The sequence below is a fragment of the Actinocrispum wychmicini genome, assembly GCF_004345645.1.
Classification (GTDB): Bacteria; Actinomycetota; Actinomycetes; order Mycobacteriales; family Pseudonocardiaceae; genus Kibdelosporangium; species Kibdelosporangium wychmicini.
This window is the reverse complement of sequence record NZ_SLWS01000006.1, coordinates 335,006-360,986: the sequence shown is the minus strand read 5'-3', so window position 1 is coordinate 360,986 and position 25,981 is coordinate 335,006. Positions and strand designations below refer to the sequence as shown.

General features: G+C 65.1%; 33 protein-coding genes and 2 pseudogenes. 28 read left to right on the top strand and 7 right to left on the bottom strand.

The annotated features are described in order from the left end of the window. Window positions 1-18 precede the first annotated feature (18 nt). The 19 genes and pseudogenes from EV192_RS27880 (at window position 19) to EV192_RS27795 (ending at window position 12,925) form a co-directional block, all read left to right on the top strand. Window positions 19-234 carry a hypothetical protein gene (locus tag EV192_RS27880; RefSeq protein ID WP_132120515.1) on the top strand — a complete coding sequence of 72 codons (216 nt, stop codon included), beginning with the start codon at window positions 19-21 and terminating at the stop codon, window positions 232-234. Beyond that, a complete protein-coding gene (locus tag EV192_RS27875) occupies window positions 231-470 on the top strand; it encodes a hypothetical protein (protein WP_132120513.1) in 240 nt (79 codons plus the stop codon). The genes EV192_RS27880 and EV192_RS27875 overlap by 4 nt, the downstream gene beginning before the upstream one ends. Before the next feature lie 186 nt (window positions 471-656). Further along, on the top strand, window positions 657-1,142 hold the full coding sequence (locus tag EV192_RS27870) for a hypothetical protein (protein ID WP_132120511.1): 486 nt from the start codon (window positions 657-659) through the stop codon (window positions 1,140-1,142). Between the two features lie 631 nt (window positions 1,143-1,773). Further along, window positions 1,774-2,088 (top strand): annotated as a pseudogene (locus EV192_RS57170) (histone-like nucleoid-structuring protein Lsr2); the annotation flags it as partial. Between the two features lie 41 nt (window positions 2,089-2,129). Next, window positions 2,130-2,375: a hypothetical protein gene (locus EV192_RS56050; protein WP_243727112.1), complete on the top strand. Its 246-nt coding sequence runs from the start codon at window positions 2,130-2,132 to the stop codon at window positions 2,373-2,375. A gap of 135 nt (window positions 2,376-2,510) precedes the next feature. After that, complete coding sequence (locus EV192_RS27855; RefSeq protein ID WP_132120509.1) at window positions 2,511-3,074, top strand: helix-turn-helix domain-containing protein; 564 nt, start codon at window positions 2,511-2,513, stop codon at window positions 3,072-3,074. Window positions 3,075-3,439: 365 nt separating this feature from the next. After that, window positions 3,440-4,222, top strand: coding sequence for a RecB family exonuclease (locus tag EV192_RS27850; RefSeq protein ID WP_132120507.1), 783 nt, complete (start codon window positions 3,440-3,442; stop codon window positions 4,220-4,222). A 213-nt stretch (window positions 4,223-4,435) separates the two neighbouring features. Continuing rightward, window positions 4,436-5,308 carry a BRO family protein gene (locus EV192_RS27845; RefSeq protein WP_132120505.1) on the top strand — a complete coding sequence of 291 codons (873 nt, stop codon included), beginning with the start codon at window positions 4,436-4,438 and terminating at the stop codon, window positions 5,306-5,308. Between the two features lie 19 nt (window positions 5,309-5,327). Further along, window positions 5,328-6,125: a DnaB-like helicase C-terminal domain-containing protein gene (locus EV192_RS27840; RefSeq protein ID WP_243727111.1), complete on the top strand. Its 798-nt coding sequence runs from the start codon at window positions 5,328-5,330 to the stop codon at window positions 6,123-6,125. A 16-nt stretch (window positions 6,126-6,141) separates the two neighbouring features. Next, a complete protein-coding gene (locus tag EV192_RS56045) occupies window positions 6,142-6,549 on the top strand; it encodes an endonuclease domain-containing protein (RefSeq protein WP_132120501.1) in 408 nt (135 codons plus the stop codon). Further along, entirely contained in the window at window positions 6,536-6,943 is a 408-nt protein-coding gene (locus EV192_RS57450) for a CHC2 zinc finger domain-containing protein (RefSeq protein WP_424923393.1), read from the top strand. The genes EV192_RS56045 and EV192_RS57450 overlap by 14 nt, the downstream gene beginning before the upstream one ends. Then, the gene (locus EV192_RS27825; protein ID WP_424923392.1) at window positions 6,870-7,439 is read left to right on the top strand and encodes a toprim domain-containing protein; all 570 of its coding nucleotides are present in this window, start codon (window positions 6,870-6,872) and stop codon (window positions 7,437-7,439) included. The genes EV192_RS57450 and EV192_RS27825 overlap by 74 nt, the downstream gene beginning before the upstream one ends. Continuing rightward, on the top strand, window positions 7,436-8,263 hold the full coding sequence (locus EV192_RS27820; RefSeq protein WP_132120498.1) for a metallophosphoesterase: 828 nt from the start codon (window positions 7,436-7,438) through the stop codon (window positions 8,261-8,263). The genes EV192_RS27825 and EV192_RS27820 overlap by 4 nt, the downstream gene beginning before the upstream one ends. Continuing rightward, window positions 8,250-8,870, top strand: a complete 621-nt coding sequence (locus EV192_RS27815; protein WP_132120496.1) for a hypothetical protein — start codon at window positions 8,250-8,252, stop codon at window positions 8,868-8,870. Before EV192_RS27820 ends, EV192_RS27815 begins: the two co-directional genes overlap by 14 nt. A gap of 13 nt (window positions 8,871-8,883) precedes the next feature. Next, a complete protein-coding gene (locus tag EV192_RS27810) occupies window positions 8,884-9,387 on the top strand; it encodes a hypothetical protein (protein WP_132120494.1) in 504 nt (167 codons plus the stop codon). 69 nt (window positions 9,388-9,456) lie between these two features. Further along, complete coding sequence (locus EV192_RS54075) at window positions 9,457-9,621, top strand: hypothetical protein (RefSeq protein ID WP_165960637.1); 165 nt, start codon at window positions 9,457-9,459, stop codon at window positions 9,619-9,621. A gap of 2 nt (window positions 9,622-9,623) precedes the next feature. Next, window positions 9,624-9,887, top strand: coding sequence for a helix-turn-helix domain-containing protein (locus tag EV192_RS27805; RefSeq protein ID WP_132120492.1), 264 nt, complete (start codon window positions 9,624-9,626; stop codon window positions 9,885-9,887). 42 nt (window positions 9,888-9,929) lie between these two features. Next, entirely contained in the window at window positions 9,930-11,738 is a 1,809-nt protein-coding gene (locus tag EV192_RS27800) for a DNA polymerase (RefSeq protein WP_132120490.1), read from the top strand. Window positions 11,739-12,106: 368 nt separating this feature from the next. Continuing rightward, on the top strand, window positions 12,107-12,925 hold the full coding sequence (locus EV192_RS27795) for a hypothetical protein (protein ID WP_132120488.1): 819 nt from the start codon (window positions 12,107-12,109) through the stop codon (window positions 12,923-12,925). On the opposite strand, the gene EV192_RS27790 is transcribed toward EV192_RS27795, so the two are convergent. The 5 genes from EV192_RS27790 to EV192_RS27770 all read right to left on the bottom strand — a co-directional run bounded on the left by EV192_RS27790 (window position 12,904) and on the right by EV192_RS27770 (window position 17,525). Then, on the bottom strand, window positions 12,904-14,043 hold the full coding sequence (locus tag EV192_RS27790) for a cupin domain-containing protein (protein ID WP_243727109.1): 1,140 nt from the start codon (window positions 14,041-14,043) through the stop codon (window positions 12,904-12,906). The two genes, EV192_RS27795 and EV192_RS27790, sit on opposite strands and share 22 nt — an antisense overlap. Before the next feature lie 749 nt (window positions 14,044-14,792). Then, the gene (locus EV192_RS27785; protein WP_132120485.1) at window positions 14,793-15,824 is read right to left on the bottom strand and encodes an ABC transporter substrate-binding protein; all 1,032 of its coding nucleotides are present in this window, start codon (window positions 15,822-15,824) and stop codon (window positions 14,793-14,795) included. 141 nt (window positions 15,825-15,965) lie between these two features. Beyond that, entirely contained in the window at window positions 15,966-16,820 is an 855-nt protein-coding gene (locus EV192_RS27780) for a helix-turn-helix domain-containing protein (RefSeq protein WP_132120483.1), read from the bottom strand. Continuing rightward, a complete protein-coding gene (locus EV192_RS27775; protein ID WP_207926262.1) occupies window positions 16,807-17,322 on the bottom strand; it encodes a DUF6879 family protein in 516 nt (171 codons plus the stop codon). Before EV192_RS27775 ends, EV192_RS27780 begins: the two co-directional genes overlap by 14 nt. Next, complete coding sequence (locus tag EV192_RS27770; RefSeq protein ID WP_132120481.1) at window positions 17,319-17,525, bottom strand: hypothetical protein; 207 nt, start codon at window positions 17,523-17,525, stop codon at window positions 17,319-17,321. Before EV192_RS27770 ends, EV192_RS27775 begins: the two co-directional genes overlap by 4 nt. Before the next feature lie 207 nt (window positions 17,526-17,732). Between EV192_RS27770 and rlmN the strand changes: the two genes are divergently transcribed. The 6 genes and pseudogenes from rlmN (at window position 17,733) to EV192_RS27740 (ending at window position 20,827) form a co-directional block, all read left to right on the top strand. Continuing rightward, entirely contained in the window at window positions 17,733-18,839 is a 1,107-nt protein-coding gene (rlmN, locus tag EV192_RS27765; protein WP_132120479.1) for a dual-specificity RNA methyltransferase RlmN, read from the top strand. Window positions 18,840-18,901: 62 nt separating this feature from the next. Beyond that, a pseudogene (locus EV192_RS27760) lies at window positions 18,902-19,465 on the top strand (radical SAM protein); the annotation flags it as partial. Between the two features lie 40 nt (window positions 19,466-19,505). Beyond that, the gene (locus EV192_RS27755; protein ID WP_132120477.1) at window positions 19,506-19,754 is read left to right on the top strand and encodes a ribbon-helix-helix protein, CopG family; all 249 of its coding nucleotides are present in this window, start codon (window positions 19,506-19,508) and stop codon (window positions 19,752-19,754) included. Next, window positions 19,748-20,092 carry a type II toxin-antitoxin system PemK/MazF family toxin gene (locus tag EV192_RS27750; RefSeq protein WP_132120475.1) on the top strand — a complete coding sequence of 115 codons (345 nt, stop codon included), beginning with the start codon at window positions 19,748-19,750 and terminating at the stop codon, window positions 20,090-20,092. The genes EV192_RS27755 and EV192_RS27750 overlap by 7 nt, the downstream gene beginning before the upstream one ends. 61 nt (window positions 20,093-20,153) lie before the next feature. Further along, window positions 20,154-20,399: a FitA-like ribbon-helix-helix domain-containing protein gene (locus tag EV192_RS27745; RefSeq protein ID WP_132120473.1), complete on the top strand. Its 246-nt coding sequence runs from the start codon at window positions 20,154-20,156 to the stop codon at window positions 20,397-20,399. Further along, window positions 20,396-20,827: a type II toxin-antitoxin system VapC family toxin gene (locus EV192_RS27740; RefSeq protein ID WP_132120471.1), complete on the top strand. Its 432-nt coding sequence runs from the start codon at window positions 20,396-20,398 to the stop codon at window positions 20,825-20,827. The genes EV192_RS27745 and EV192_RS27740 overlap by 4 nt, the downstream gene beginning before the upstream one ends. A gap of 54 nt (window positions 20,828-20,881) precedes the next feature. Here the strand turns inward: EV192_RS27740 and EV192_RS27735 are convergent, their stop codons facing one another. Beyond that, a complete protein-coding gene (locus tag EV192_RS27735; protein WP_132120469.1) occupies window positions 20,882-21,370 on the bottom strand; it encodes a beta-class carbonic anhydrase in 489 nt (162 codons plus the stop codon). 146 nt (window positions 21,371-21,516) lie between these two features. On the opposite strand from EV192_RS27735, the gene EV192_RS27730 reads away from it, so the two are divergent. After that, window positions 21,517-23,280, top strand: coding sequence for a hypothetical protein (locus EV192_RS27730; RefSeq protein WP_132120467.1), 1,764 nt, complete (start codon window positions 21,517-21,519; stop codon window positions 23,278-23,280). Window position 23,281: 1 nt separating this feature from the next. Here the strand turns inward: EV192_RS27730 and EV192_RS27725 are convergent, their stop codons facing one another. Beyond that, window positions 23,282-23,536: a DUF2631 domain-containing protein gene (locus EV192_RS27725; protein WP_243727108.1), complete on the bottom strand. Its 255-nt coding sequence runs from the start codon at window positions 23,534-23,536 to the stop codon at window positions 23,282-23,284. 97 nt (window positions 23,537-23,633) lie between these two features. On the opposite strand from EV192_RS27725, the gene dxr reads away from it, so the two are divergent. Next, window positions 23,634-24,761 carry a 1-deoxy-D-xylulose-5-phosphate reductoisomerase gene (gene dxr / locus EV192_RS27720; protein ID WP_132120465.1) on the top strand — a complete coding sequence of 376 codons (1,128 nt, stop codon included), beginning with the start codon at window positions 23,634-23,636 and terminating at the stop codon, window positions 24,759-24,761. A 2-nt stretch (window positions 24,762-24,763) separates the two neighbouring features. Beyond that, a complete protein-coding gene (locus tag EV192_RS27715; RefSeq protein WP_132120463.1) occupies window positions 24,764-25,981 on the top strand; it encodes a M50 family metallopeptidase in 1,218 nt (405 codons plus the stop codon).

Here is a 25,981-nt window from a genome sequence, read left to right as displayed (position 1 = left end):
AACAGAAAGGTAAGACTGATGAAGGCGCGCACACGAAGCACTGTCCTGCGAACATCCGCCCTGGCCCTGGCGACTGCCCTGGCGGCTTGCGTGCCCGCCGCCGGGACACCGGTCCAACGAGGACATTGGGAACGGTACTGCTCAGCAGACCTGACCGCCTGCTGGCTGGAGCTGGACCCGTGGGAACCCACCACGGGCACCAGCGACACCGCCGAACCGGAGTCGGTCCGGTGACACGGTACGGACTCGTCATCGCGCAGGTTCGAGGGTCCGACGGCACCTACTCGGTCTATGCGGTCGAGGGACACAGAACCAACGACCACGGTCGCTCCCTGCTGTACCTGCGGTACGTCGGCAGGACCCTGCCCGGCCGTCGGGATGTCGAGGAGATCACCCCCGATCCGGGCAACCTGGCCGGTGCCATCTGGCTTCCAGCCGAACTGTTCAGCCCCTTCACCCCTCCGTTCTAACCGCCCTGCGGGTTCTCCGTCTTGCCCATGAAAGGCATGGGCAAGCGCGGTGAGCACACAGCGCAAACCCCGCTGACCTAGCCGAACGACTCGCCACAGCGGGGCGTAGCTGATTCCGTTTGGCACGAAAGGGTTTCGTGCCGCTTCGGTGTCCGCTCGCCGGAACAAACCACAGAGAGGAAAGACATGATCACAGTTGTGATCTTCGAGTACCTGTCGGAGGACGGCCTACGGGATGTCCGCCGGACGCGGGATCTCACCAGTGCGGACATGGGAAGGTTTGGGCCGTCCTGGGGGCGGGACGCAGCCGGCCTGCTGCACGACCAGTGGATGGTCGAGGACCGTGGACCGGGCTACTACCGAGTGAGGATGCAGGAGGAACGCGGCGTGCACGTCCGGCTGCTGGCCGAGGCCGGCGAACGACGCGAAGACCCCGGAGGCATGACCACGAGCCTGACGCTGTTGGTCACCGCGGTCAGGGCGCACGCGAAGCAGCACTACACCGTCGTCGGTGGGTGGGACGTGGTGGTCGAGTGTTGGGAAGACCGGCAGATAGTAGACGTTCTTGCCGAGGAACGTGTCACCACTGTGGAGGAAGCGATCGCGGTGTTCGCGTCGCTGGTGTCGGTGTGGGCGGGGCGCCAGGCCGGCGCGGAGAACAGTGCGTTCTAGCGGTGCCCGGTCGGCACGAAAGGGTTCGTGTCGTTCGGTGTCTGCGTGACTACCGAAAGGCTTGAGGTCGGGGCTGCACACAGAAAATCCACAATCGTGTACGGAACGCGGGTGACTGGCCACCTGTCGTAGGTGGTGGCATTGTTTCGCGGCCGGTGAAAGGAAAACAGGAAACGTCTATTGCCGGCCAGGTTTCGGCGGCGTTCAACTGTACGAGATGGTCAGATCGTGTTCGGCGGGTGAACCAGCGGCGGAGTGTGGTAGGCGCTCGCACAGAGGATGGTTGTGCAGGTGCAACGCTAGATCTTCAGGCGTGCCACTACCGGCGACTCCGCTACGTGGACGGGAGTATGTTCGTCCGAACGGTGGAGAGGCTTGAGTGAACTCAGTGTCGACCTGTCCAACTGTAAAGGACATTTTACTACTCCGTATGGAGTGATGTGATCGAAAAAGGTGGCACTGGCCGCTATCGGGGAGTAGACAGGACGGCCGGGAGGGATGATCGGCTCTTTTCAGGGGAGGCGTCGGGGCACGACGCCAGCCGTTTCACGGGTGGGACTCGGTGAATTGTTTCGGTGGCGCACGCCCGGAGGCGTGTGCTCGCCGTGTCCATTCACGAGCCCAAATAGGTATGCACGGAAAGGTATGGACCACAATGGCTACACGGATCGTTCTGATTGATGACCTGGACGGGGTCAGCGAGGCCGCTGAGACCCTGTACTTCGCCCTGGACGGGCAGAGCTTCGAGATCGACCTCACCACTGGCAGCGCCGCCCGGCTGCGAACCGTCCTGGGCGACTTCGTGAACGCCGGCCGCCGGGTCGGCCCGAACAGCGCTGTCAAGGTGGGCACCAAGCGCCCGGTGGGCCAGGGCAGCACCGCCAGCGGGTACGACAAGGACACGCTCCAGCAGATCCGCGAGTGGGCGAAGACCGAAGGCATGACGGTCTCCGCCCGGGGGCGCCTCTCCGGCCTGGTGATCACCGCGTGGGAGCAGCGCAACGTGACAACCTCGCCCGCCGCGAAGGCCCCTGCTACCCCAAACCGGCTACGAGGCCGGTCACGGCGACCGTGGCCAAGAAGACCGCCGCCGCCTCGATCCGCCCGGCGACCGCCCAGGCCGCCAAGAAGGCCGCCACGGCGAAGCCGGCCAGCAGCAAGACGCCAGCCGCCCCGGCTCGGCGTACGGCAGCCAAGAAGGCCGCGCCGTCCTTCTCCGCCAAGGCGAAGTAGCCCCCCGACCGCGAACGGCCCCCGTATCGTGCGGGATTCGGCCCTGCGGACCTGATAACCACACGGAGCTTGGCCCTGTCAATCCATCCTTTTGTACACGTGCCCAGTGATATCCTCACCCGTGAGGTGATGCACGTGACAAGCGAAAACATTGACTCGGGAATCCAGACCGAAACGAAACGAGGCCGTGGACGGCCACGAAAAACGGACCTCACTCCCGAGATAGTGAACGAGCTGATTGCTGGAGGTGAAACTCAAACCGCCATAGCCGAAAGATATGGAGTTTCCAAGGGGACCATCAGCAACCTTGCACGGTCCGCCGCGCATCGAGTCAGAACACCAAGGGAGGCCGTCGAGGACAACTTTCCATGGCCTAACATGGATTCGAAATTCAAGGAAGCCGCCATCTATCGAAGAATCGCCGAGTATCTCAAATGGGTTGAGTTGGGATCTGATCGGCTGACTGAAAACCAGCGTGAGCGCCTCAGGTCCTTCCTGGACAAGCTGCACGAGCGGAACCTGGTTGTCGTGTTCGACCCGGAGATACCGCCAGACGCCCACAACAAGTACGGCGGCTGGGCGACCGTGCCGCGACTGCCTAGTGATGGCGAACTTCTCATCAGGCTGAACGAGTACACGCACCTGGCGATTCCAGATGAGGCAGAGGTTATCTGGAGCATGCCAGACGATAGACCATAACTGCGTGCTGGGGGCGCACTTGCAAAGGAACTGGATTTGTCCGTAACTTGCGTTGCCGTTGTTGACAGAATTCCCTTTTTGAGTGCATCGATTACAAGCTTAGATGACAACGGACCTCGTATTTTAGAGATCTGCCGTAGCGTCCACGTCAGAATGGATTGGGGGATTTACCGGCCAGTTCAACACATTTTGTCGACCACGTGCTACCAGTCGATCGCCTCGTACAAGCAAGAAGACCTGAAGATGTTCAGAGGAGCGGTTGAGCGTTCCGTAGTGTGGCTCTACGAGCACTGTCCGTCGTTTCCGCATGTCTGTCACTACAGTCCCGTTCCCCGGCAGCGACTGCCGGAGGAGGTGGGAACCTCATGGTTGTCCAACACCGGTCGGTAAGCCAGGTCAAGGAGTATGCGGACTGTCCGTACCGGTACTACCTGCATCGGGTTGCGCGGGTGTGGCAGCGGCCGGCGGCGTGGTTGGCGCAAGGGTTAGCTGTGCACGAAGCGGCGGAGTTTTGGGAGCTGTCCGACCGGCAGACACCTGAGGATGAGGTGCTGGCCACGTACCGGCTGAGCTACGAGACGCACGTGAACCGGCTGTCGGAGGACACCCCGAATCACCGCTACTGGTTCGCCAGTGGCCGGTATGCCGGGGGCGAGGACATCGAACGTCGGTTCGGGCTCGGGGCCGAGCAGGTGCGGCGGTATGTCGAGTACTACCGCGAGCACGCGCAGGAGCGGATCTGGACCACGCCGGAGGGTCGGCCGGCGGTGGAGTTGGCGTTCGAGATAGACCTGGACGGGGTCCGGGTTAAGGGCTTCATCGACGGGGTGCTGGAGCACCCCACGCGCGGGGTCGTGGTGCGGGACATCAAGTCCGGTCGACTGCCGGGTGACGGGTTTCAGCTTGGGACCTACGCCGAGGCGCTGCGCGCGACCTACGGCGTGCGGGTGGAGTCCGGGGACTACTGGATGGGCCGCCAAGGCAAACCCACCGTCCCCTATCCGCTGACGTTCTGGTCGCGGGAACGGCTCGTGGACACCTACGGCGTCATGGACGAGGCAGTCCGCGCGCAGCGGTTTGACCCAGACCCTGGCCAGGCGTGTCAGATGTGCCCGGTCGCGTTCGCCTGCACCTTCGCCGCCGTATAGCCGTTCGCGGCGGACGTCCGCGGACCCCCTTTGTTCATCAGGTGGATGGCGGCTTCGTGGAGCCGCGTCCCGTCACCTCCTCGCTGATCCGACGCCGCAGAGCGTTGGTCGCGGGGTTTCCTCTGCCCACGGGGCAGATCCCATCGTGACGCGCCGAGCCGAGCTGTGCCCGGCCGCGTCCTGATCCGATGCAAATTCAACGGAGGATGAAACATGAGCAAGATTGAGATCTTCAACTTCAACGGCAACGACGTCCGGGTGGTGCTGAGGGAGGGAGAACCGTGGTTCGTCGCGGCTGACGTGTCCACGGTCCTCGGCTACCGCAAGGCGGCAGACACGACGAGGTACCTCGACGAGGACGAGCGAGTCGTCATCACAAGTGACTCTGTTTCCGCAGGTCAGCCCGAGGGCGTGATCTTCGCACCCCGGGCGGGGAACCTTCGCCAGTCCGCCACTCTGGTCAGCGAGGCGGGGCTGTACTCACTGGTCCTGCACAGCCAGCGCCCGGAGGCGAAGGTCTTCAAGCGGTGGGTGACGCACGAGGTGTTGCCGACGATCCGCAAGACCGGCGGCGCCTACATCGCCCCCGGTTCGCCGGCCGAGCTGGACCTGAGCGACCCGGACACCGTCTTGGACAAGTTGATCGAGGTCGCGCAGATCGCGAAGGCCGAGCGGGAACAGCGCCTCGCGCTCGCGGCGACGAACGCCGAGTTGGAGGCGGCGCGGGAGGCAGACCGGCCGCTGGTGGCGTTCGGTCAGCAGGTGTGCGAGGCGGCCAACAGCTACAGCATGGAGGAGGCCGCGAAGGTACTGCGGCCGGTGACCGGCGGCCTGGGCCGCAACCACCTTCTCCAGCTGCTGGTCGACATGGCGCTGTTGATCGACCTGAAGACCGATGAGCGGCACGGCCAGAGTGGGTATCGGCCCTACCAGTGGTGTGCGAAACATTTCGAGGTGCCGCCCAACACGGCGTTCGTCGATGGCCGGGGCCGCAAGCATGTGGACTATCGCACTCGGGTGCGGGTGGCCAGCCTGCCGTGGCTGCGTGAGCGGATCATCCACCACTTGGCCGCCGTGGCCAGCTAAGGGCGCTTAGGTGCATAGTTTGTTGCAGTCGCGGCGGATGCGGGGCGCGGCCGGTGAGCCGCTCCCGGTGGTGTTCCAGACTCTGAACGACGCGGGGACCCGGTTCCTGCGGGGTCAGCTCGTGCTTGTGGCGGCCGGGCCGGGGACCGGCAAGTCGGCGTTCACGCTGACCTTGGCGCTCAGGTCGCGGGCGACCTGCCTGTACTTCTCGGCCGACAGTGACGCGTTCGTCCAACTCACCCGGTCAGTGTCGATCCTCACGGGCATGCCGCTGGCGAGCGCGGCCGAGCTGGTGCTGAGCGACCGGTTGAGCGAGGTCACGACAGCGTTGACCGGCCTGCCGATCCGGCTGAACTACGAAGCCAGCCCGACGCTAGATCGGATCGAGACCTCGATCGAAGCCTATGAAGAGGTCTACGGCGACTACCCGGATCTGATCATCGTGGACAACGTCACCAACGTGCGATCCGGGATGAGCGAGGACGACGGCGACCCGTTCGCCGGCCTGGAGGGCCTGATGGACTACCTGCACACCATGGCCCGCAACACCGAAGCCTGTGTGATCGGCCTGCACCACGTCACCGGCCCGTACAACGACTCGGACAAGCCCATCCCGCTGTCGGGGGTGAAAGGCCAGATCGCACGTGTCCCTGAGCTGGTGTTGACCATGCATCGCCGGGCGGACGACTACGGCCCGGACACCCTCGCGGTGAGCACCGTCAAGAACCGGGGCGGCCGGATGGACGCGTCCGGCATGTCCTTTGTGGAACTTGACTTCGACACCGATCGGATGCTGATCCGCGACCGAGCCGCCTGATGAAGGGAGGGAAGGGATAAGACGACGATGTAAGGACTGCCCTGGGGGTTCTCGCCGTCCGGCACCGCACCCGGGGCCGCGGTGCGCCACACACCACCGCCAGATCCTGGCGGCCCGCCGACAGGCCGCGCACGGACGGCACATCCAGGCCACCTATGGCATCACCGCCGAGCAGTACGCGGCCCTGTACACCCTGCAAGGCGGTAGGTGTGCCATCTGCCGGCGAGCGACCGGCCGAGGCAAACGCCTGGCCGTGGACCACAACCATGCTACCGGGGAAGTCCGTGGCCTGCTGTGCAAGCCGTGTAACCGTGACGTCCTCGGGCACTTGCGCGACGACGTCAGCGCGTTCGAGCGGGCCATCGCGTATCTGACCGATCCGCCAGCCCTGCGGATGCTGAACGGAAGCGATGGTCATGACTGAACCATCGTCCTTGGCCGCGCCGATCGTGCGCGTGGTGCGGCACTACTACCCCGACTGGGAACCGCCTGAAGACCGAGGGCAGGCGTGGATCAAGTGCCTGTGCCCGTTCCACGCGGAGAGCAGGCCGTCGGCGTCGGTCAGCTACACCAAGGGCGCCATCGCCTGTCACGGCTGCGGACGGAAAGGGGACGTGATCAGTCTTATCAGGACAGAGGAGAGGTTAGCTTATGGCGCGGCTGTCGCCCGCGCGAAGGAAATCCTTGGCCGAAGCTACCAGCCGGTACCACGCGGCACTAGCCGGAAGCCCGGCAGACGAGCATTTGGCGAACCGAGGACTCCTCGGGCCGAGCGTCAAGGACGAGACCGCGAAGTTCCGCCTTGGCTACGTCGCTGACCCACTACCCGGGCATGAGCCCTACCGAGGGATGCTCGCCATCCCGTACCTCAGGTCCACACTAGATGGACAGTGGTCGGTAGCCACCATGCGGTTCCGGTGCCTGCGCGAGGGATGCGAGCACACCGATCACGGCAAGTACATGAGCTTGCCCGGCGACCCACCAAGGCTGTTCAACACGCTCGCCCTCGTCGGAAACGACGACGAGATCGGCATCGCCGAAGGCGAGATCGACGCCATCACCGCCACCCTATGCGGCATCCCCACCGTCGGGGTCCCCGGAGCGGACGCCTGGCGCAGGCATTTCCGGGAACCGCTGTTGGGCTACGCCCGAGTGTGGGTCATGCACGACGGGGACAAGGCCGGGCGGATGTTCGCCCACAAGCTCCTGGCCGAGCTGCCCAACGCCGTAGGCGTCGGCATGCCCGATGGACAGGACGTGAACTCGCTCGTGGTCAGCCACGGGCGGGCAGCTTTACGAGAAAGGATGACGTGACACCGGGGGACTTACCCGCCCAGACCAGGCGCATCGTGGTCATCTCCGATACCCAGATCCCCTACGAACACCGGCCAGCGGTTACCGCATTGATCCGGTTTATTGGGGACTACCAACCTGACGAGGTCGTGCACATCGGCGATCTCATGGACTACCCACAACCCTCACGCTGGTCCAAAGGCTCCGCGGCCGAATACGAAGGCTCGGTCTTCGCGGACTCTGACTACGCCAAGAAGAACTTCTTACAACCGCTGAGGGACGCCTACAGCGGCTCGGTCGGGGTGATCGAGGGCAACCACGACCTCAGGCCGAGGACCTACCTGGCCAAATACGCGCCCGCCTTAGCCGAGTCTGGGGCGTTCACCCTGCCGTCGCTGTTGGACTTCGACGGGTTCGGCATCCGGCTGTTGCCGGACTTCTACGACGTGGCCTCGGGATGGGTGATGACCCACGGCCACCTCGGCAAGATCGCGTTAAGCCAAGTCGCCGGCAACACCGCCCTGGGGGCGGCGAAGAAGTTCGGGCGCAGCGTGATCATGGGCCACACCCACCGGCTAGGAATCGGGCACCACACCACCGGCTACGACGGCAAGGTCAGCCGGACCCTGACCGGGTTCGAGGTCGGGCACCTGATGGACACCCGGAAAGCCGGATACCTCAACGGCGCCACCGCCAACTGGCAGATGGGTTTCGGCATCGTGCACGCCACCAGCAACCACGTCCAAGTCGACGCCATCGCGATCAGCAACCGGTTTGCCGTGGACGGTCAGATCTATCCACTTCGGACCAAACCAGGGGGAACACACAGACGTGACGCAGCCTGACCTGACCACCATCTATCCAGACATCGAGAAAGCCGCACGCATCACCGCGTCCGGCTGGCAAGGAACCATCGACATCGACGACGCCATCCAGGAAATCAGCCTGGCTCTGCTGGCTGACAACTACGTCGAGAACGTCATCGCGATGGACCCGGCCGCCCGGCACACGGTGCTCCGCAAGATCGGCCAGCACATCGCCACCCGCTACCGCACCGAGTATGAGGTTCACAGCGGCAACTACCGCTACGGCCCCGGTGAGGTCCGCGGCCTGCTGCATCACGGGGCGCTACACGACGACCAGGACAGCTTCGACGCGGGCACGGCCGACCTCCGCTCCGCGTGGCCCGCACTCAACAACCGCTACCAGGCCGCGCTCACCGCCCGGTTCCTCAACGGCCAGGACCCCGGCGACAGCGCCGAACGGATGCGAATCACCCGCGCCATCGACACCCTCACCGAGTTGATGAACCGCAACGTGCGTTCCCACGCCGCACGCGGCCATGACGGGCCTGGCGCCCGGCAGGCGATGTCCAACAGCCGTGCCGCACGGGTCACCCACCGTGGCGCACACCACCGTCCGCGCGCCCTTCCGTCCATCGACGTCCTGTGAAGGAGATCCCTGAATGACCTTTGATCCATTCGCCGAACACGACGCACCCGACCAACCCCACGACCGCCCACAGGACGACACCACCACGGTCACCACGACGGCGGTCACGGCGGCCGGCGAGCACAAGGTCCGGGTCACGCTCAAGGCCGGGGCCGGCTACGACGCACCGTGGATCACCATCGACGGCACCGACGTACACGACGCCGCCGACCAGCTCGGCGATACCGACGGCGTGAAGCAGCTCGTCGAGCTGACCGTCAGCGCCGCGAAGTTCTTACACCGCAGCTACGGCCCGGCCCAACAGCGCAGCTCGGCCGGTTCCAGCTCCGGTTCCGGCCAGCGACAGGCCGGTAAGCCTGCCGGGGCTAACGAGGCCCCGAACGGGGAAAAGCGGTACTGCGAACACGGCCAACGGCTCTACAAGTCCGGATTCTCCGAGAAGACCGGCAAGAACTGGGGCGCGTTCGACTGCCCCGAGAAGGTCTGCGACCGCGAGTGGGCCAACAACCGGAAGTAGACACGAATGTCCAGATCAGACGCTTCGGGGCGGGTAGCCCCCGCCCCACCAAGGGGGACCAACAGACCTATGTACGAAGTCGAAGTCATCTTTCACCGTGGCGAGAAGATGCACCACATCAACGCTCAGGTCGACGAGTTCGCGGATGTTGTCGTCATCCGGCCCGACACGGCTACCCGGGTCGTGATCCCGCTGACCTCGATTTCCTACTACGTGACCACGGAGGTTCAGTAACCATGGCCCTGGTCGCGGAATCCCACCCCAGCGAGATCATCGCCGACCTGCGCCGCCAACTCGAAGACCTACGCGCCAAGTACGCGGCCGTACGGGCTCACCAGTCGACCCAGGCTGGGAGCAACGGCCGGAAACTCACCCCAGAGCAGGTGGCCGAGATCCGGGACCTGGCCGAGCGCGGCGAGACCCAGGCCGACATCGGCGCCGAGTTCGGCATCAACGCCGCGACGGTATCCCGGATCGTCCGGCACATCTACCACCCCTAACCGACTCGCCGGCCGCTGCCGACAAGGCAGGGAGAGAGGTGGATGCAGCAACACCACCACACCGTGGCCGGAAACCAGGTCACGATCAACGTCGTCCAGAGTGACGCAGACCTCACCGGGTTCCGGGACTTCGTCCGCCAGCACCTCAGGGCACTCGCGGTCGACACCGAAACCACCGGCTTAGACATCTACAGCGCCACTCACAAGCTCAGGCTCATCCAGTTCGGCACGACCCGCGAAGCGTGGGTGCTGCCCGTCGAACACGGCGGGCAGATCCAGGAAGACACGCGCCGCGCCCTGCGCGGCCTCGGGCAGCTCGTCATCCACAACGCCCCGTACGACCTACAAGTCGCCCAACGGCACCTTGGCATCCGCATGGAAGAGCTGTGGCCCAAGGTCCGGGACACGAAGATCCTGGCCCACCTGGTCGACCCGAGGGGCCAAGACGAAGGGGGCATCGGCCACGGTCTGGAGGCCCTGACCCGCCACCACGTCGACCCTGTGGTGGCCGACGAGGTCAAGGGCCTGATGAGCCGGCTGGCCAAGAAGTACAAGACCACCAAGGCGAAGATCTGGTCCGCGGTGGACATCGCCGATCCCGAGTACACCCTGTACGCGGGGATGGACACCATCCTCACCGCCCGCCTAACTCAGATCCTTACCTCGCTCGTGCCGCACTCGGCCCGGCCGCTCATCGCCTTCGAGCACCAGATCGCCGAAGTCTGCTCCTACATGGAACGCACCGGGTTCCTCCTGGACGTCGACTACACCCTCGATCTGTCCGCCCGGCTGGCCGGCGAGGAGATGGCCGCGGTCGAGATCGCGAAACGGCTGGGGTGCGACAACGTCAACTCCACCGAACAGGTCGCTGATGTCCTGGAGCACCGGGGAGTCGAGATCACCGGCCGGACCCCGACCGGGCGGCGGCAGGTGGACAAGAGGTTGCTCGCCACCCTGGCCGCTCAGGGCGACGAGTTCGCCCTCGCGGTCCAGGACGCCAAGAAGGCCCGCAAATGGCGCACCACATGGGTGGACGGGTTCCTCGCCGGCATGGACCCGGCTGGGCGGTGCCACGCCTCCATCAACTCGTTGCGTGCCCGCACCGCGCGGATGAGCATCACCGGCATCCCCGCACAGACCCTGCCCGCCGGGGACTACCTGATCCGCAGGTGCTTCCTGGCCGAGCACGGCCACCGCGTCGCCTCGGTGGACTACAAAGGCCAGGAGCTCAGGGTCTTAGCGGCGTTGTCCGGGGACCGGACGATGATCAAGGCGTTCGCCGAAGACGCCAACCTGCACCTGATGACCGCCAGGGCCGCGTTCGGCCCCGAGGTGCTTAAGGACACCAAGGAGTACAAGGCGGGCAAGATGACCAACTTCGCCCGCGTGTTCGGCGGCGGCGCGAAGACGGTCAGCGAACAAGCCGGGATTCCCTTAGCTATCGCCAAGGCAGTGGTGGAGGCGTTCGACAAGCGCTACCCGGGCGTGGCGGCCCGGTCGCGCAAGCTTCAGCACTCTGCCGCCAGGCGGGGGTACATCACCACGCCGGCCGGCAGGCGGCTGCCAGTCGACCCGGCCCGCGCGTACTCCGCGCTTAACTACGAGATCCAGTCCACCAGCCGGGACGTCACCTGCCGTGGACTGCTCCGGCTGCACAAGGCCGGCTACACGCCCTACCTCCGGCTGCCCATCCACGACGAAGTGATCGCGTCGCTCCCGGCGGCGCGGGCGGAGTGGGGAGCTGGCGAGATCGCCCGGCTCATGGCCGAACACATAGGACCCGTGCACATCGACACCGACCACGAGGTCGGCCTTCGTAGTTGGGGATCGCTCTATGGTGCGGAGTTCTAGGCAATGAAGTGGGACAGGCACGTCAACGAACGTCCGGTACGGTGACAAAGATCCACATTGTGAACATTGCTCATGTCTGGAGGGGGTAGGTGTGGCGGGGTGCCGCGATTGCGTGGCCTGCACCAGATCACTGATGGTCAGGCTCGGCCGAGGGTTATTGGTCACCTGGTGGCTATGGATGTTCAAGTTCGTCAGGCGTACCTGCCCACAGTGCAAGCATGTGCTCGGCAAGCACCGATACCGCACTGATGGCTCATTCAAAGACTGATCGTTAGCCAGCCTGACAGAATCCAGAGTAACAAGGCCCTCGCAGCTCAGTGAGCTGCGGGGGCCTTTTTGTTGTGGCCCTCAGCATGTAGCCTTTTCGTATGTCCTTGGACTTGAGGAAGTACGACGCGTCCTCGGAGATCGAACGAGTCGGCCGCGCTCTTGAGGTGCGTTTCGATCGGCAGACGGAAGTCCGTAAGCGCCGGTCGGTTGGATTCCGTACACATCGGGACACGTGGGTTCGCGTCGAACAGCAACCCATGTCGCGATTCGTGCGACGCGGCAACGATGGTGTGGAAAGGTCCGTGATCCTTCGCGGTGTTGCCAGACCGGAGTGGCATCAGGCTGTGTCGTGGGTTGATCGCGCCAACGACCGAGTGTGGCGTGCCGACGAGACCGAGTTCATCCCCGCCAAGAGTGTGATCCCGTGGGGCGTCCTGCGCGAGGCGCCGGACCTGTCGGCAGTATGGTGGCAGCGACTTGACGAGTCGCTCGACGCGTTGAGTACGCAGGAAACGACGCGTGTGGCGGTTCGGCAGCAACGTATCGATGACGGCATCACGGCAATGTTCCGCGGGCTGGATACGACGGTCGATGAGTGGGCCACGGCGCACGGCGACTTTTATTGGCAAAACCTCACCGCTCCGGAATTCTGCATCCTCGACTGGGAGGACTGGGGTGTTGCGCCGCGCGGTTGGGACGCGGCCTCGTTGTGGCACAACTCGCTGCTCGTGCCCGCGCTGGCGGATCGCATCTACCGCGAGCGCGGTGCCGACCTGGACTCTCGCTCTGGTCTGCTGTGCCAACTGATGCGCTGTGCGGAGATCTTGACGGCCCCGGCCGGCTATGCCGACGACTTTGTGGAACCGTCGAAGATCCACGCACAGCGCATCATCGATCAGCTCACTAGCCCCTCATAGCCGGCCAACAGCTCCGGGGTGGCCTCGGCGCAGATGTCCTCATCCAGGAACGTGGACGCGAGTGACCGAGGATCGATCCCGGTCTTCAGCTCGATATCCTCCAGCCGCACCGGGTGGCCGGACAGCAGCATCTCCACCGCGGGCAACAGGTTCTTGTCGATCGTGACGCGTCGAGCGGCAGCCGCCACGGTGATAGTTTTCTCGTCACTGTCCATTTCGGGCGGATACTCGGTGATGCACACCACCGCCGTAGGTCGCCCGAAAGTGCCGAGTGTGTTGACGTGCCGGCTGGGTGCACACAATCGCGCCCGGGACGACAGAAAGTCGGTGACCGGCCTGTTACCGATGAGCTGGCATGCCGCGGCGTTGAGGCGGTCTTCTTGCCTCTCGCGGACGAGCGGGTGAAGCGACCGTGTGAGATCGATGCGGAACAGCTCGTCGCTCCGGGATTCGTCAGCGATCCAGGCCAGCCAGTCCGCTCCGGATCGCTTGTGCAGGCCGAAGCTGGCGTGCAGGCTGAATCCTTGGCCGAGGTCGTTGCGTGTTGCCCGGTGCCAGTAGCCGCGGGGGATACACATCGCTTCGCCTTCGCGCAGCACACCGGTCCAGACGATCTCGTCGCTCGGCTCGAAGTTCGGCTCCGCGTCCCGAAACAGTGGTGCCTGCCGCGACTGGCCGCGGACTTCCCACGTCTTCTCGCCGGCCAACTGCACCACGATCACGTCGTGATCGTCCCAATGCAACTCGAATCCCTCGGCCGTCCCGGTCGTGAGATAGAGATTGACCTGGAGCGATTGGCCTGACCACCACTGAAGGGCGCGACAGACAACCTCCAGCGTGGGGTCATAGAAGTTGGCCTGATCAAGGATGAGCGTGCATCCGGACTCCACCAGACGCCCGATGCGGTCCATGTCGGCGACCGGAACACTGTGGCCGCGCCGAGTGCTGTTCATCCGGATGTAGCGTTGCGGGTGGATGTCCTCGCCGTCGATCACGCACCGGAACCGATGCGGCGCGAGGCTGCGCCTCATGATCAGATCCAGCATGCGCTGCGGCGTGAGAATCCGGGCAGGCAGACTGGGGTCGTCCAACTCGCCACGAACGAATTCCTTGCCCACCTCGTCCGACCCGCTCCAGTCGAACGCTCGACACAGTTGGTGGATAAGCCTGTGATCCATCAGACCCTTCCTGAAAACGGGAAGGTGCCCCGAGAGCAGTACCCCGGGGCACCGTAGCGATCAGTCGTCGTATCCCCGGCCGCCATCGTTCGTCTCGCCGGAGTCACCATCTGCTCCGTCGGACAAGTTGAACTCCGTCCGGTTCTGCACAGCGGGGACTCGTTCAACCACCACAGGCGTATCAGCCATTTCGATCACCTCCCTCGTGAGCACTAGCTACGTACTGGCGGGCCGCAATGTGCAGCGCCGCAACGCTCGCGGCCCTACGTGCCGTGTGAACGGCCTGACGCCAGGCCACGACGCACTGGACAGCCACGAACAACACCAACCCACCGAGGCCGACGATCGGCAGCCACTGGAAGATCATGGGAGCGCCGTGGTCTTAGGGGCTTCGTGGACTGGCCCTGGAATGACGTCCGGCAGACAGACTGACGCGCGTTCGACGTCAGGCAGCCTCGTCGCGTGGCCCAGGAGCATCAGTCCGACTTCGATCAGGCGCGTGGCGAGGAGTTGCTGTTCGTTGCGGCCATGAGGCCACCGCATGCCGTGGTGATCTGCCTCAACGGTGCTCAGCACGAACCGATGAACGTCGGAGTGCAGCCCGCCCAGCCGTGCCGACATGACGCGGTCTTCATGAGTGTTCATTCGCGTTTCCTGGCAGGGGATGGGCGATGCGGACGATGAGCCGTCTACCTGCTGTTGGTCGTTGCCCAGGAGGTCGGGGTAAGCGGTGGCGGGAGCATCGCGTGCATGTCCAGCTCGGCCGCCAACGAGGTGCTGTTCGCGCGCCTCGGGATCTGCCCGTACTTGGCCAACAGGTCAGCCACCCGTTGCAACGGGTCCGGGGCGGTGTTGCGGGGATAGACCGGCAGGATCATCAGCGCGGCGGTCTGATCATCGACGCCGAGGTTCTTCACCGCGGCCTTCTCTACCAGGCCCCGGTCGGAGTTGGCATCCGCGACCCCACGCAGTAACGCGCGTCGGAAGGCGTCGGTCGTCTTCGGGTTGGCGTCGGTGAACTTCTTCATCGCCACCCATCCCGACCATGGGAAGTTGGCTGTTGGTCCGGAGAACGGCGCGAGCACGGTGCTCAAGCCGTCCCGCTTCACGGCCTGGGTCAGCACGGGCTCGCTGATGACCGCCGCGTCGACGGCCCCACTGGCGAGCACGCCGGGCATGTCGGTGATCGGGATGCTTGGGAACTTCACCTGGTCCGCGGTGATGCCCAGGCCGGCCAGCTGATCGGTCATCGCCAACTCGCTGATCCCCTTCGGCGACGAGATAGCGATCTTCTTGCCCACCAACTGGCGAGGGTCCCTGATCGGGCTGTCTTTCCTCACCACACACAGGACGTATCCCTCGGTGGTCTCGGCCGCGTCCGCGACGACCGTCAACTCTGCGACGTGCTTGGCCTGCGGGATCAGGGCGTTCGGGTACGACATCAGGCCGAAGTCCAGATCACCCGCCTGGAGCTTGTCGAAGCTCTCCGAGCCCCTGCCCACCACCGACAGAACCACATCCAAGCCCTCGGCCTTGAAGTAGCCCTTGTCGATCGCGATGTTGAGCGGCAAGGCATCGGTGAGTTTCAACTGCCCAACCCGGATGATGGACCTCTCCACCTTGTCGTTCGGGGCCGCGTCAGGCGACGCTCCGCCGAGTAGGCCGCATCCCGACAGCAAAGTCAGGGCAGCGACAAACAGCAAAGCGAGCGATCTCCGCATCGAAAACCCTCTTCCCCATCAGCATTGGATAGCCGCACCGGACAGGCCGGGGGGAATGTCGCCCAGTGCGGCCGTACATCCAACGTAGGGAACGAGGGAGGATAAGCGCGAGCTTTAGTCACGCTTTCGCATAAACCCGTTCTAGTCTTGCCCGTGCATAAATTCATCCGCCATCGACTCTAGAAACCTGGTAGCGTCGTCACCGGTCAGAGAGTGATCGAGAAAATAGTCAAACAGGCTCAGATGGTAAGAAATGTCCTTGGGATCTCGAAGGACAATGCTGCCGGAGAATAGCTCCACAGTTACTAGTCGCTCGTCGTAGATCACGAAGAAATGAAGAGGCGAGGCTGAAATTCTACCTCGGTTGGGAATGACCGCCACATCAGTGTTGGGGCGACCGGATATTTCGGCCATGTGTGTGCACTGACGGGCCATTACGTCCCTATCCGCTCGCGGCCATCGGACGGCCTGCTCGGTCAGCAGAAACGTAAACCTTCGCGACTTTTCCAGCAAAGTGGACTGGCTTTCCATGCGCGCCCTGACAGCTAGCTCAACGTCCCAACTGATGTCGCCCGGGATTGCTGGCGTGAGGACCTGTCGCGCATAGTCCTCAGTTTGAATGAGACCGCATGGGATGGCAGGAAGAAACTGACGCACTACAGTGGATGACTCGGTAAGCGCCTTGATCTGCCGCTGCGTCTGCCAGAGTCCGACCTGAGCGTAGGCGCGGTATGACTTGTAGTGCACGTTCGCGACTCGCGTCAGATCCAGCAGCGACTTGGCAACGTCCTCCGGTACGTCGAGAGCATTCAATATGCGCTGAACATCGAGGACTGATGGCAGTGTTCTCCCTCGTTCAATGCGACTAATCTTCGACTGCGACAGGCCACAGCGAGCGGCCAGCCTCTCGCCCCCGAGGCCGGCCGCCTTGCGAAGCTTTCGAAGAGCCAGACCGAGGTCTTTGCGCTCTTGGTCCTGCCGGTCAGGGTCGAGCATATTCGGCGAATGACACTGAGTTTTTCATTGCCACGTCCCGCCAAGCGAGATATGTGCTCAAGTTTGAGCTGTCTACTCGATCTCGCTCGCGAAACGTGCCGTCAGTATTAAAGTTCAGGTGAACCACTATCGACTCATCGAACATCCAGAAGTCTTGCGTAGGCAAGCCTAGATCGCCGCCCGTAACATCGAGGATCCGGATGTCCTCCCCGGCGTCGATATTGCCTGGAATTCCCCAAGCGAGCTGGTAACGCTGATAGTCGGTCAGCGGCTGGCGAACGATCCGTACACGACCGATCTTCTTTCCTAAAGTCACGTAGGACCGCACGGTCAGGTGCCAGTCCTCGTTGTGACCGCTTGGCTTCGGCTCGCCGGCCAGAAACCGCGTAAAGCTTGCCCGCTCATCGGGCATTGTGTACACCGGTTGAGCCTCGAACCGCCAAGCTGTGCGCTGGTATCCGTCGAACAGAGCCGCCATTTCTGCCCCGCTGATCACGGTCACGCCGAGGCTCCTTCGGCATCAAGCCGCCGAACTGCATCACGGAGCACGTCTATCGGCAGCTCGACGACGAGTTCGCCTGGACCTGTCGCCACGCCTTCGACCTGAGTCACCGGCATGCCCTGGGCAAGCACTGTGCCCTGATCGGTGATGTACACCGCCGGGCAGTTGTCCTTGTCGCAACCTGAAACCTTGCGGGCTCTCATATGACCTGTCGTACCACAGACGACACGGCCAGTGACAGCGCTAGTCACGCTCTCGCATAAACCCACCTGGAACGTGCCGTCTCAGCGGAACGTGAGACCTGAGGAGGCTCAGCCTGAGCCTGCAAGGAGCCAGCACGGCTCCAGCATACGAGCGGGAACAGGTGGGACCCCGCCGTGGCACTCCGGACGTGGGACACTAGGCGGGTTATGACTTCGCTTCCGCTCGTGTTCGACGCACCCAAGCGCGGCCTGCCGCCGCGCCACCTCGCTGACCTGTCCGTCGCCGAGCGCCGGGCGGCTGTCGCGGAACTCGGTGAGAAGCCGTTCCGCGCCAACCAGCTGTCCAACCACTACTTCACCAGGCTCACCGCGGACCCCGCCGCGATGACCGATATTCCCGCAGTGCAACGTGATCGTCTCGTTGCGGACCTCATGCCCCCATTGTTTACGGTGGTGCGCAAGGTTAGTTGTGACAACGGCGCGACACAGAAGACGCTGCTGCGCGCACACGATCACACGTTGATCGAAAGTGTGTTGATGCGCTACCCAGACCGGTCGACGCTGTGTATCTCAAGCCAAGCTGGTTGCGGCATGGCCTGCCCATTTTGCGCGACCGGCCAAGGTGGCCTTACCAGGAACCTGTCGACCGCAGAGATCGTTGAGCAGGTTCGACTGGGAGCAGTTGCCGTTAGAGATGGCGAGCTGGCGGGCGGACCTAGCCGACTATCAAACATCGTCCTGATGGGCATGGGGGAACCACTTGCCAACTACGTCAGAGTGGTGAAAGCAATTCACCGCATTTGCGACCCGGCGCCGGATGGTTTGGGGATCTCCCAGCGGTCGATAACGGTGTCGACAGTGGGGCTGGTGCCGGCTATCCGCAAGTTGACTGAGGAGGGTTTGCAGGTTCGGTTGGCGGTGTCGTTGCACACCCCGGATGACGAGTTGCGGGACACGTTGGTGCCGGTGAACACCCGGTGGAAGGTCGCCGAGGTACTGGATGCGGCGCGTGGTTACGCGGACAAGACGGGTCGGCGGGTGTCGATCGAGTACGCGCTGATCCGCGATATCAACGACCAGCCGTGGCGCGCGGACCTGCTCGGGAGACTGCTGCGCCGCCACCTGGGACCGCTGGCGCACGTGAACGTGATCCCGCTGAACCCGACTCCGGGGTCAAAGTGGGACGCGTCGCCGAAGCCAGTCGAGGACGAGTTCGTGCGTCGGGTGAACGCCGCTGGGGTGGCGTGCACGGTCCGGGACACCCGTGGACAGGAGATCGCGGCGGCGTGTGGGCAACTCGCGGCGGAGGGATAGCACCGATGACCTCTGACCTGCGGGAACGTTGGTAAGCGACGTGTTGTAAGTCTGTTGCCGGGGGTGAACCGCTCGCGAACTACAACCGGGTGTTGGCGGCGGTTCATCGGATCTGTGATCCCGCGCCGGATGGTTTGGGTATTTCGCAGCGTTCGGTCACGGTGTCGACGGTGGGTCTGGTGCCGGCGATCCGCAAGTTGACCGAGGAGGGTTTGCAGGTGCGATTGGCGGTGTCGTTGCACACGCCGGATGATGAGTTGCGGGACACGTTGGTGCCGGTGAACACCCGGTGGAAGGTCGTCGAGGTGTTGGAGGCGGCGCGGGGGTACGCCAACAGGACGGGTCGGCGGGTGTCGATCGAGTACGCGTTGATCCGGGATGTGAATGACCAGCCGTGGCGGGCGGATCTGCTGGGCAAGTTGTTGCGTCGGCATTTGGGGCAGTTCGCGCACGTCAACGTGATTCCGTTGAATCCGACGCCGGGGTCGGAGTGGGACGCGTCGCCGAAGCCGGTTGAGGATGAGTTCGTGCGTCGGGTGAACGCGGCTGGGGTGGCGTGCACGGTGCGTGACACCCGTGGTCGGGAGATCGCCGCGGCCTGCGGCCAGCTCGCCGCTGAGGGCTGACAGACTGGAGTCCCGGGTAATACCGGGTTATACTCGTGGTGTGAAGACAGCTATATCTGTGCCTGACGAGACGTTTGCCCAGGTAGAGCGTAGTGCGAAATGTTTGGGTGTCACGCGTTCGGAGTTTTACGCTCGTGCGGCGCGTTTCTACTTGGAGCATTTGGAACAAGAGTCGCTGACCGATGAGATCAACGCCGCGCTCGACATCATCGGCGACGATGACGACTCGGCGACGGCCGCGGTCGTAGCGGGCCGGCGGAAGCTGGAGTCGACGGACGACGAGTGGTGATCAAACGCGGCAGCATCCACTGGGCGGATCTCGGCGAGTCTGAAGGGTCGCGGCCGGCCAAGCGTCGCCCGGTGATCGTCGTGCAGGCCGATCCCTACAACGCCAGCCGGTTGACGACGGTGCTGGTTGCCGTTGTCACGTCCAACACGAAGCTGGCCACCGCGCCTGGAAACGTCTTCTTGCCCGCGTCCGCGACAGGACTGCCTCGCGACTCGGTCGTCAACGTGACCGCGCTGGTCACGCTGAACAAGGACGAACTGTCGGAGCGCGTGAGTGACGTCCCGATGGTGTTGATGCGTGACGTGGACGCGGGACTGCGTCGAGTGCTCGGACTCTGACGGCGGCGACGCGCACTCCATCTGCTAGCATTGACTGCAATGACAGCATCGGAGGTGGAATGTGGCGGTCCTGACCATCCGCGACTTCGATGAGGGGTTGAAGGCCAAGCTCAGGGTCCGCGCCGCCGAGCACGGCCGCTCGATGGAGGCTGAGGTACGCGCGATCCTTGCCTTGGTGCTGACCAAACCGACGTCCGGTCTAGGGATGGGGTCGAGGATTCGGCAGCGGTTCGCTGACGCCGACCACCCGGACTTTGAGCCGCCCCGGCGAGTGGAGCAGGCCCGAGCGGTGGAGTTTCCCGAGTGATCGTTCTCGACACCGACGTCATCTCCGAACTGATGCGGCGGGACCCGGACGACAACGTGGTCCGCTGGGTCGATCGGTACCCTGCGGACGAGGTCTTCATAACGTCCGTCACGGCCGCGGAACTCGCGTATGACGTCGCTCGACTTCCGGACAGCCAACGCAAAACCACGCTCGCGGTCAAGGTCTCGGAACTGCTGACCGAGGACTTCCAAGATCAAATCTTGCCGTTCGACGGTGCAGCGGCCGGCTACTACGGCGAGATCGCTGCGGCGCGTGCGCAGCAGGGCCGCCCGATCAGCATGGCCGACGCGCAGATCGCCGCGATCTGCCGACGCTTCGCCGCCTGCCTGGCGACGCGGAACACCAACGACTTCGTCGACGCTGGTATCGCTTTGCGCGATCCGTGGGCAGACAGGTCCGAGTCGTAGGACGGTCGGGAGTGGTGAGCCGGCCGCCTGGGTGGGACGGCCGGCTCGGGTGGGTCAGACGACTTCGTTGAGCTTTCCGGTCGCCACGTCGAAGACGAAGCCGCGGATGGAGTCCTTCACCGGAACGAAGGGGCTGTTTCGGATTCGGGCGATGGACTGGCGGACGTCCTCGTCCAGGTCGCTGAACGCCTCGGCGGCCCAGGCCGGTTTGACGCCGGTGTCCCGCTGGATCGAGTGCTTGAAGTCGTCGTCGGTGAAGGTGAGCATTCCGCAGTCGGTGTGGTGGATCAGGATGATCTCCTTGGTGCCGAGCAGGCGCTGGCTGATCGCCAGGGACCGGATCTCGTCCTCGGTGACCACGCCACCGGCGTTGCGGATCACGTGGGCCTCGCCTTCGCCCAGGCCGAGGACGCCGTAGACGTTGATTCGGGCGTCCATGCAGGCGACCACGGCGACGTGTTTCGCCGGCGGAAGAGGAAGGGGCCCGGTGAAGCTCTGCGCGTAGTTCGCGTTGTTGGCAAGCAGTTCGTCGGTCACGGACATGGTGGGATTCCCGTCTTGGACTGCGAAACAGGACCCGTCAAGTCCATGCGTGGATGCGCATCCACGCAACGGTGTCCGGATGATGGGACTTGCGGGCGAGGCATAATCGACGGTCCACCGAGGACTCCTGCACGACCATGGGTGACGTGCGCAAACGGGTGGGTGTCTGCGGACTGGCGCTGATCGGCCTGGTCTCGTGCACGGGACCCGAGCGGAGCGGCCACCAGCCGGTGAACGACGATCCTGTGACCGGGCAGGGGCCGGAGATCTGTTCCCTGCTGCCGGCCCAGTCGTTGGCGCACGTCACCGCGCGGGCCGAGGACCGGCTGAGTTCGCTCGGCGAGTTGGGTTTCGACCGCGGTCAGTGTGAGGTCATGGCCAGCGAGGATGCCGGCCGGCAGACGGTGGCGTCGCTGCGGGTCGACGTGGACCAGCCGGGTGTGGCGGCCCGGGTCAACGCGGCGATCCAGGTGGCCAAGGACCGGTCCGCGCGGTCCGCGCTGCCGAACCCGTTGCGGACCGGAACGGACACGGCGCCGTCGGTCTCGCTCGCCATCACGTGTGGGAACCGTCCTGTCCAAATCGGACTCGACATCACCGGGTACGACCAGCGCCGGCAGTCCCGGGACGAGGACCTCGCGGCGCTGGCCGGCGTGATCGCCACGAAGTACGGCGAAAAAGCCCGCTGCAGGCCAACTGTGGCGGCGCCGCTCGCCGAGGAGCAACGCGGCACGGTCCGCATGGTGGCCGGCACCGGCGGCGCTGGCCTGCCGACGTCACCCGCGCCCGGCCCGGAGACCAGCATCGGCCACGTGGAGGCGCTCACCACCCTCAACGACGGCACGGTCTACCTGGTGTCCCGCAAGTACCCCGCGGACGTCAACCCGCGCGACGCCGACGACAGCACCGCGCCGTGGGGGAGGACGCTGCGGATCGTCCGGATCCGCACCGACGGGGTCGTGGAGGTGGTGTGGGATCCCACGCTGGCCCCGTTCTCCACGAACGACGACCCGGTCGCTGGTGACCTCTCCCAGAAACTCCGCCTGCAGGGCAGGGACACGCTCGGCGCGGTCAGCGCGATCGTGGTGAACGGCGACCAGGCGTGGCTCGTCCCGGCCAACTCGTCGTCCACAAAGGGCGGAACGCTGGCCCGCCCGGTCCGGATCGTGCAGTTGAGCACCGGCCGCGCGGTCGACCTGCGGGCCATCAAGGCGCCCCTCGACGTCGACAGCACCAAGGTCAGGGACCGCAACGGCAACTTCTTCGCCAACCCCATGGGTGTCTGGAACGCGGCCAGGTTCGACGCGGTCAGCTTCGAGGGCCCCACCCCTGTGCTGCTCGACAGCGCGCACGGCCAGGTCTGGCGGATCAACGGGTTGGCCGACGGCAAAATCCTTGACACAACAGTGTTCCCGATCGGCACTCCACTCGCTCCCGGCGCCGGCGTGGCCGGACTGACCGGCGGGCGTTTCGCGGCCAGTTCGTCCCAAGGCGGCCTGGTGATCCTCGACGGACACGGCAAGGTGCCCCTGACCATCCCCACTGTCACCGCGGACATCGACCTGGTCGGCCGGGGCCCGGTCGAACTGGGTCGCCGCCAGTTGGCCGCCGCCGGCGACGACGTCCTGGTGCACGCGATGTCAAGCGGGGTTTCCGCACCCGTCGTGGTCCGCGTGGACAGCCACACCGGCGGCACCAGGACACTGCAGGTCAGCGGCTACCCAGGCCCCCGTGACCTGCAGAGCGATGTGGAGAACACGCGGTTCGCCAAGGGGTACGGCACCGCGGCGAACGCGACCGGCCTCTTCTCGACCGGGTTCCCGGTGTCCGCGATGGGCATGGTCGGCCAGGACCTTCTGCTGGCGCCCTTCGGGACGAGGATCCTCTACGAGTTCGTCCCCAAACGCTGACTCAGCGGCGCCAGTTGGTGCGGCTGCGGATCTGGTCGATCACCAGCAGCAGGATCAGGCCGGCGCCGATGCCGATCAGCCAGACGTCCTCGGTGCGGCTCTTGTGGTTCCCGATCAGCATGAGGAACATGGCGGCGGCCACGAACCAGCCGGCGATCCGGGTGCCTTTGGGGAAGCTGCCGTGCCAGCCCCACTCGGCCGACGGCTCGTCCTGCGGGTCGACGGTTTGTGCCGGGGGCTTGTCCGTCTTCGCCACGGTCCCTCCTCGCTCATGGATCAACGAGACCCATGGTCCCACACAGTCCAGCACCCGGGCGGAGTGGCCGGGCGCGGTCGGAAGAGAATGGTTCGTGATGTCGGACAACATTCGCACTGTGCTGCTGCTCGGTTCGACCGGGTCGATCGGGACCCAGGCGCTCGACGTGATCGCGGCCAACCCGGACAAGTTCCAGGTCGTGGGCCTCGCGGCGGGCGGGTCGGACCCGGAACTGCTCGCCCGCCAGGCGCAGCGGTTCACCGTCGCCAACACCGCCGCCCCGCGCGGCGCGGCCACGTTCACCGGACCGGACGCGGTCCTCGAACTCATCGACGCGGTCCCCGCGGACGTGATCCTCAACGGGATCACCGGCTCGCGGGGCCTGGAGCCGACGCTGCGTGCCCTCTCCACCGGGGCACGGCTGGCGCTGGCCAACAAGGAGTCCCTGATCGCCGGCGGGTCGCTGGTGCTCGAGGCGGCCAAGCCGGGGCAGATCGTGCCCGTCGACTCCGAGCACTCGGCGATCGCGCAGTGCCTGCTGGGTGGTCGGGCCGAGGAGGTCGACCGGCTGGTCATCACCGCGTCCGGGGGCCCGTTCCGCGGCCGGCGGGCCGCGGACCTCGAAGACGTCACCCCGGCCGCCGCGATGGCGCACCCGACCTGGCAGATGGGCCCGGTCATCACGATCAACTCGGCCACCCTGGTCAACAAGGGCCTTGAGGTGATCGAGGCGCACCTGCTGTTCGACGTCCCGTATGACCGGATCGACGTGGTCGTGCACCCGCAGTCGGTGATCCACTCGATGGTGACGTTCACCGACGGGTCGACGTTGGCCCAGGCCAGCCCGCCGGACATGCGGCTGCCCATCTCGCTGGCCCTCGGCTGGCCGGACCGGTTGGCCGACAGCGCGCGGCCGGTCCGGTTCGATGAGCCGGCCGCATGGACGTTCGAGCCGCTCGACCAGGACACGTTCCCCGCGGTCCGGCTGGCCAAGGCGGTGGGCGAGACCGGTGGCTGCCACCCGGCGATCTACAACGCCGCGAACGAGGAGGCGGTGGCCGCGTTCGTCGACGGAGGGGTGAAGTTCACGTCGATCGTGGACACTGTGGAACGGGTACTGGCCGAAGCGGACGAGTGGCGGGCCGCGCCGGGTGGTGTCGCCGAGGTCCTCGCCGCTGAGGACTGGGCACGGGCGCGAGCCCGCGAACGTCTGGGAAGGAACTGAGCGTGGTCTTCATCATCGGGGTCGTGCTGTTCGCGCTCGGCATCGGCCTGTCGGTCGCGCTGCACGAGGCCGGGCACATGTTCACCGCCAAGTGGTTCGGCATGAAGGTGCGCCGGTACTACATCGGTTTCGGCCCGAAGATCTTCTCGTTCCGCCGTGGCGAGACCGAGTACGGCCTCAAGGCGATCCCGGCGGGCGGGTTCTGCGACATCGCCGGCATGACCGCGTTGGACGAGGTCACGCCGGACGAGGAGCCCCGCTCGATGTGGAAGTACCCGGCGTGGAAGCGGGTGATCGTGATGGCCGCCGGGTCGATCACCCACTTCCTGCTCGGCTTCCTGGTGCTCTACCTGATGGCGGTCACCATGGGCCTGCCGAACCTGCTGAACAAGCCGGTGCTGAGCGACGTCCAGCCGTGTGTGATCAGCGACGGCCCGAACATCGACTCGGCCCGTCCGCCGTGCGGCCCGAACGACCCGGCGTCCCCGGCGAAGGCCGCCGGCCTGCAGCCGGGTGACCAGATCACGGCGGTCAACAGCACCCCGACACCGACCTGGGACGAACTCGTCGCGTCCGTGCAGAAGCTGTCCGGCCCGCAGCAGCTCACGGTGCTCACCGCGGCCGGCCAGGAACGGACAGTCACCGTCAACATCCCCACCGTGCAGCGGTACGTCACCAACCCGGACGGCTCCAAGACGCTCAAGGCGCAGGGCGCGATCGGCGTGCTCCGGCAGGCGAACTTCGAGTACAACGCCTGGACCGGGATCGGTGGCGCGGTGTCGTTCACCGGGGAGATGTTCGCCAAGACCTGGGACGGCCTGCTGCGGTTCCCGCAGCGCATCCCCGCGTTGATCAAGGCCATCGGCGGCGGCCAGCGGGACCTGGACACGCCGGTCAGCGTCGTCGGCGCGAGTAGACTCGGCGGCGAAGCGGTCGAACGTGGCCTGTGGAACCTGGTTCTGCTGCTGTTGGCGAGCCTGAACTTCTTCATCGGTGTGTTCAACCTGCTGCCGTTGCTGCCCCTCGACGGCGGTCACATCGCGGTGATCGTCTACGAGAAGATCCGCAACGCGCTGCGTCGGATGCGCGGCAAGCCCGCGGGTGGCCCTGTGGACTACTCGAAGCTGATGGCCGTCACCATGGTGGTGGTGGTCCTCGGCGGCGCGGTGATGCTGCTCACGATCACCGCGGACATCGTCAACCCGATCAGGCTGAACTAG

Coding starts and splice junctions, on each gene's coding strand:
- EV192_RS27880 (WP_132120515.1), top strand. CDS start 19: ATGAAGGCGCGCACACGAAGCACTGTCCTGCGAACATCCGCCCTGGCC.
- EV192_RS27870 (WP_132120511.1), top strand. CDS start 657: ATGATCACAGTTGTGATCTTCGAGTACCTGTCGGAGGACGGCCTACGG.
- EV192_RS27850 (WP_132120507.1), top strand. CDS start 3,440: ATGGTTGTCCAACACCGGTCGGTAAGCCAGGTCAAGGAGTATGCGGAC.
- EV192_RS27845 (WP_132120505.1), top strand. CDS start 4,436: ATGAGCAAGATTGAGATCTTCAACTTCAACGGCAACGACGTCCGGGTG.
- EV192_RS57450 (WP_424923393.1), top strand. CDS start 6,536: ATGGTCATGACTGAACCATCGTCCTTGGCCGCGCCGATCGTGCGCGTG.
- EV192_RS27810 (WP_132120494.1), top strand. CDS start 8,884: ATGACCTTTGATCCATTCGCCGAACACGACGCACCCGACCAACCCCAC.
- EV192_RS54075 (WP_165960637.1), top strand. CDS start 9,457: ATGTACGAAGTCGAAGTCATCTTTCACCGTGGCGAGAAGATGCACCAC.
- EV192_RS27805 (WP_132120492.1), top strand. CDS start 9,624: ATGGCCCTGGTCGCGGAATCCCACCCCAGCGAGATCATCGCCGACCTG.
- EV192_RS27800 (WP_132120490.1), top strand. CDS start 9,930: ATGCAGCAACACCACCACACCGTGGCCGGAAACCAGGTCACGATCAAC.
- EV192_RS27795 (WP_132120488.1), top strand. CDS start 12,107: ATGTCCTTGGACTTGAGGAAGTACGACGCGTCCTCGGAGATCGAACGA.
- EV192_RS27785 (WP_132120485.1), bottom strand. CDS start 15,824: ATGCGGAGATCGCTCGCTTTGCTGTTTGTCGCTGCCCTGACTTTGCTG.
- EV192_RS27780 (WP_132120483.1), bottom strand. CDS start 16,820: ATGCTCGACCCTGACCGGCAGGACCAAGAGCGCAAAGACCTCGGTCTG.
- EV192_RS27770 (WP_132120481.1), bottom strand. CDS start 17,525: ATGAGAGCCCGCAAGGTTTCAGGTTGCGACAAGGACAACTGCCCGGCG.
- rlmN (WP_132120479.1), top strand. CDS start 17,733: ATGACTTCGCTTCCGCTCGTGTTCGACGCACCCAAGCGCGGCCTGCCG.
- EV192_RS27735 (WP_132120469.1), bottom strand. CDS start 21,370: ATGTCCGTGACCGACGAACTGCTTGCCAACAACGCGAACTACGCGCAG.
- dxr (WP_132120465.1), top strand. CDS start 23,634: ATGTCGGACAACATTCGCACTGTGCTGCTGCTCGGTTCGACCGGGTCG.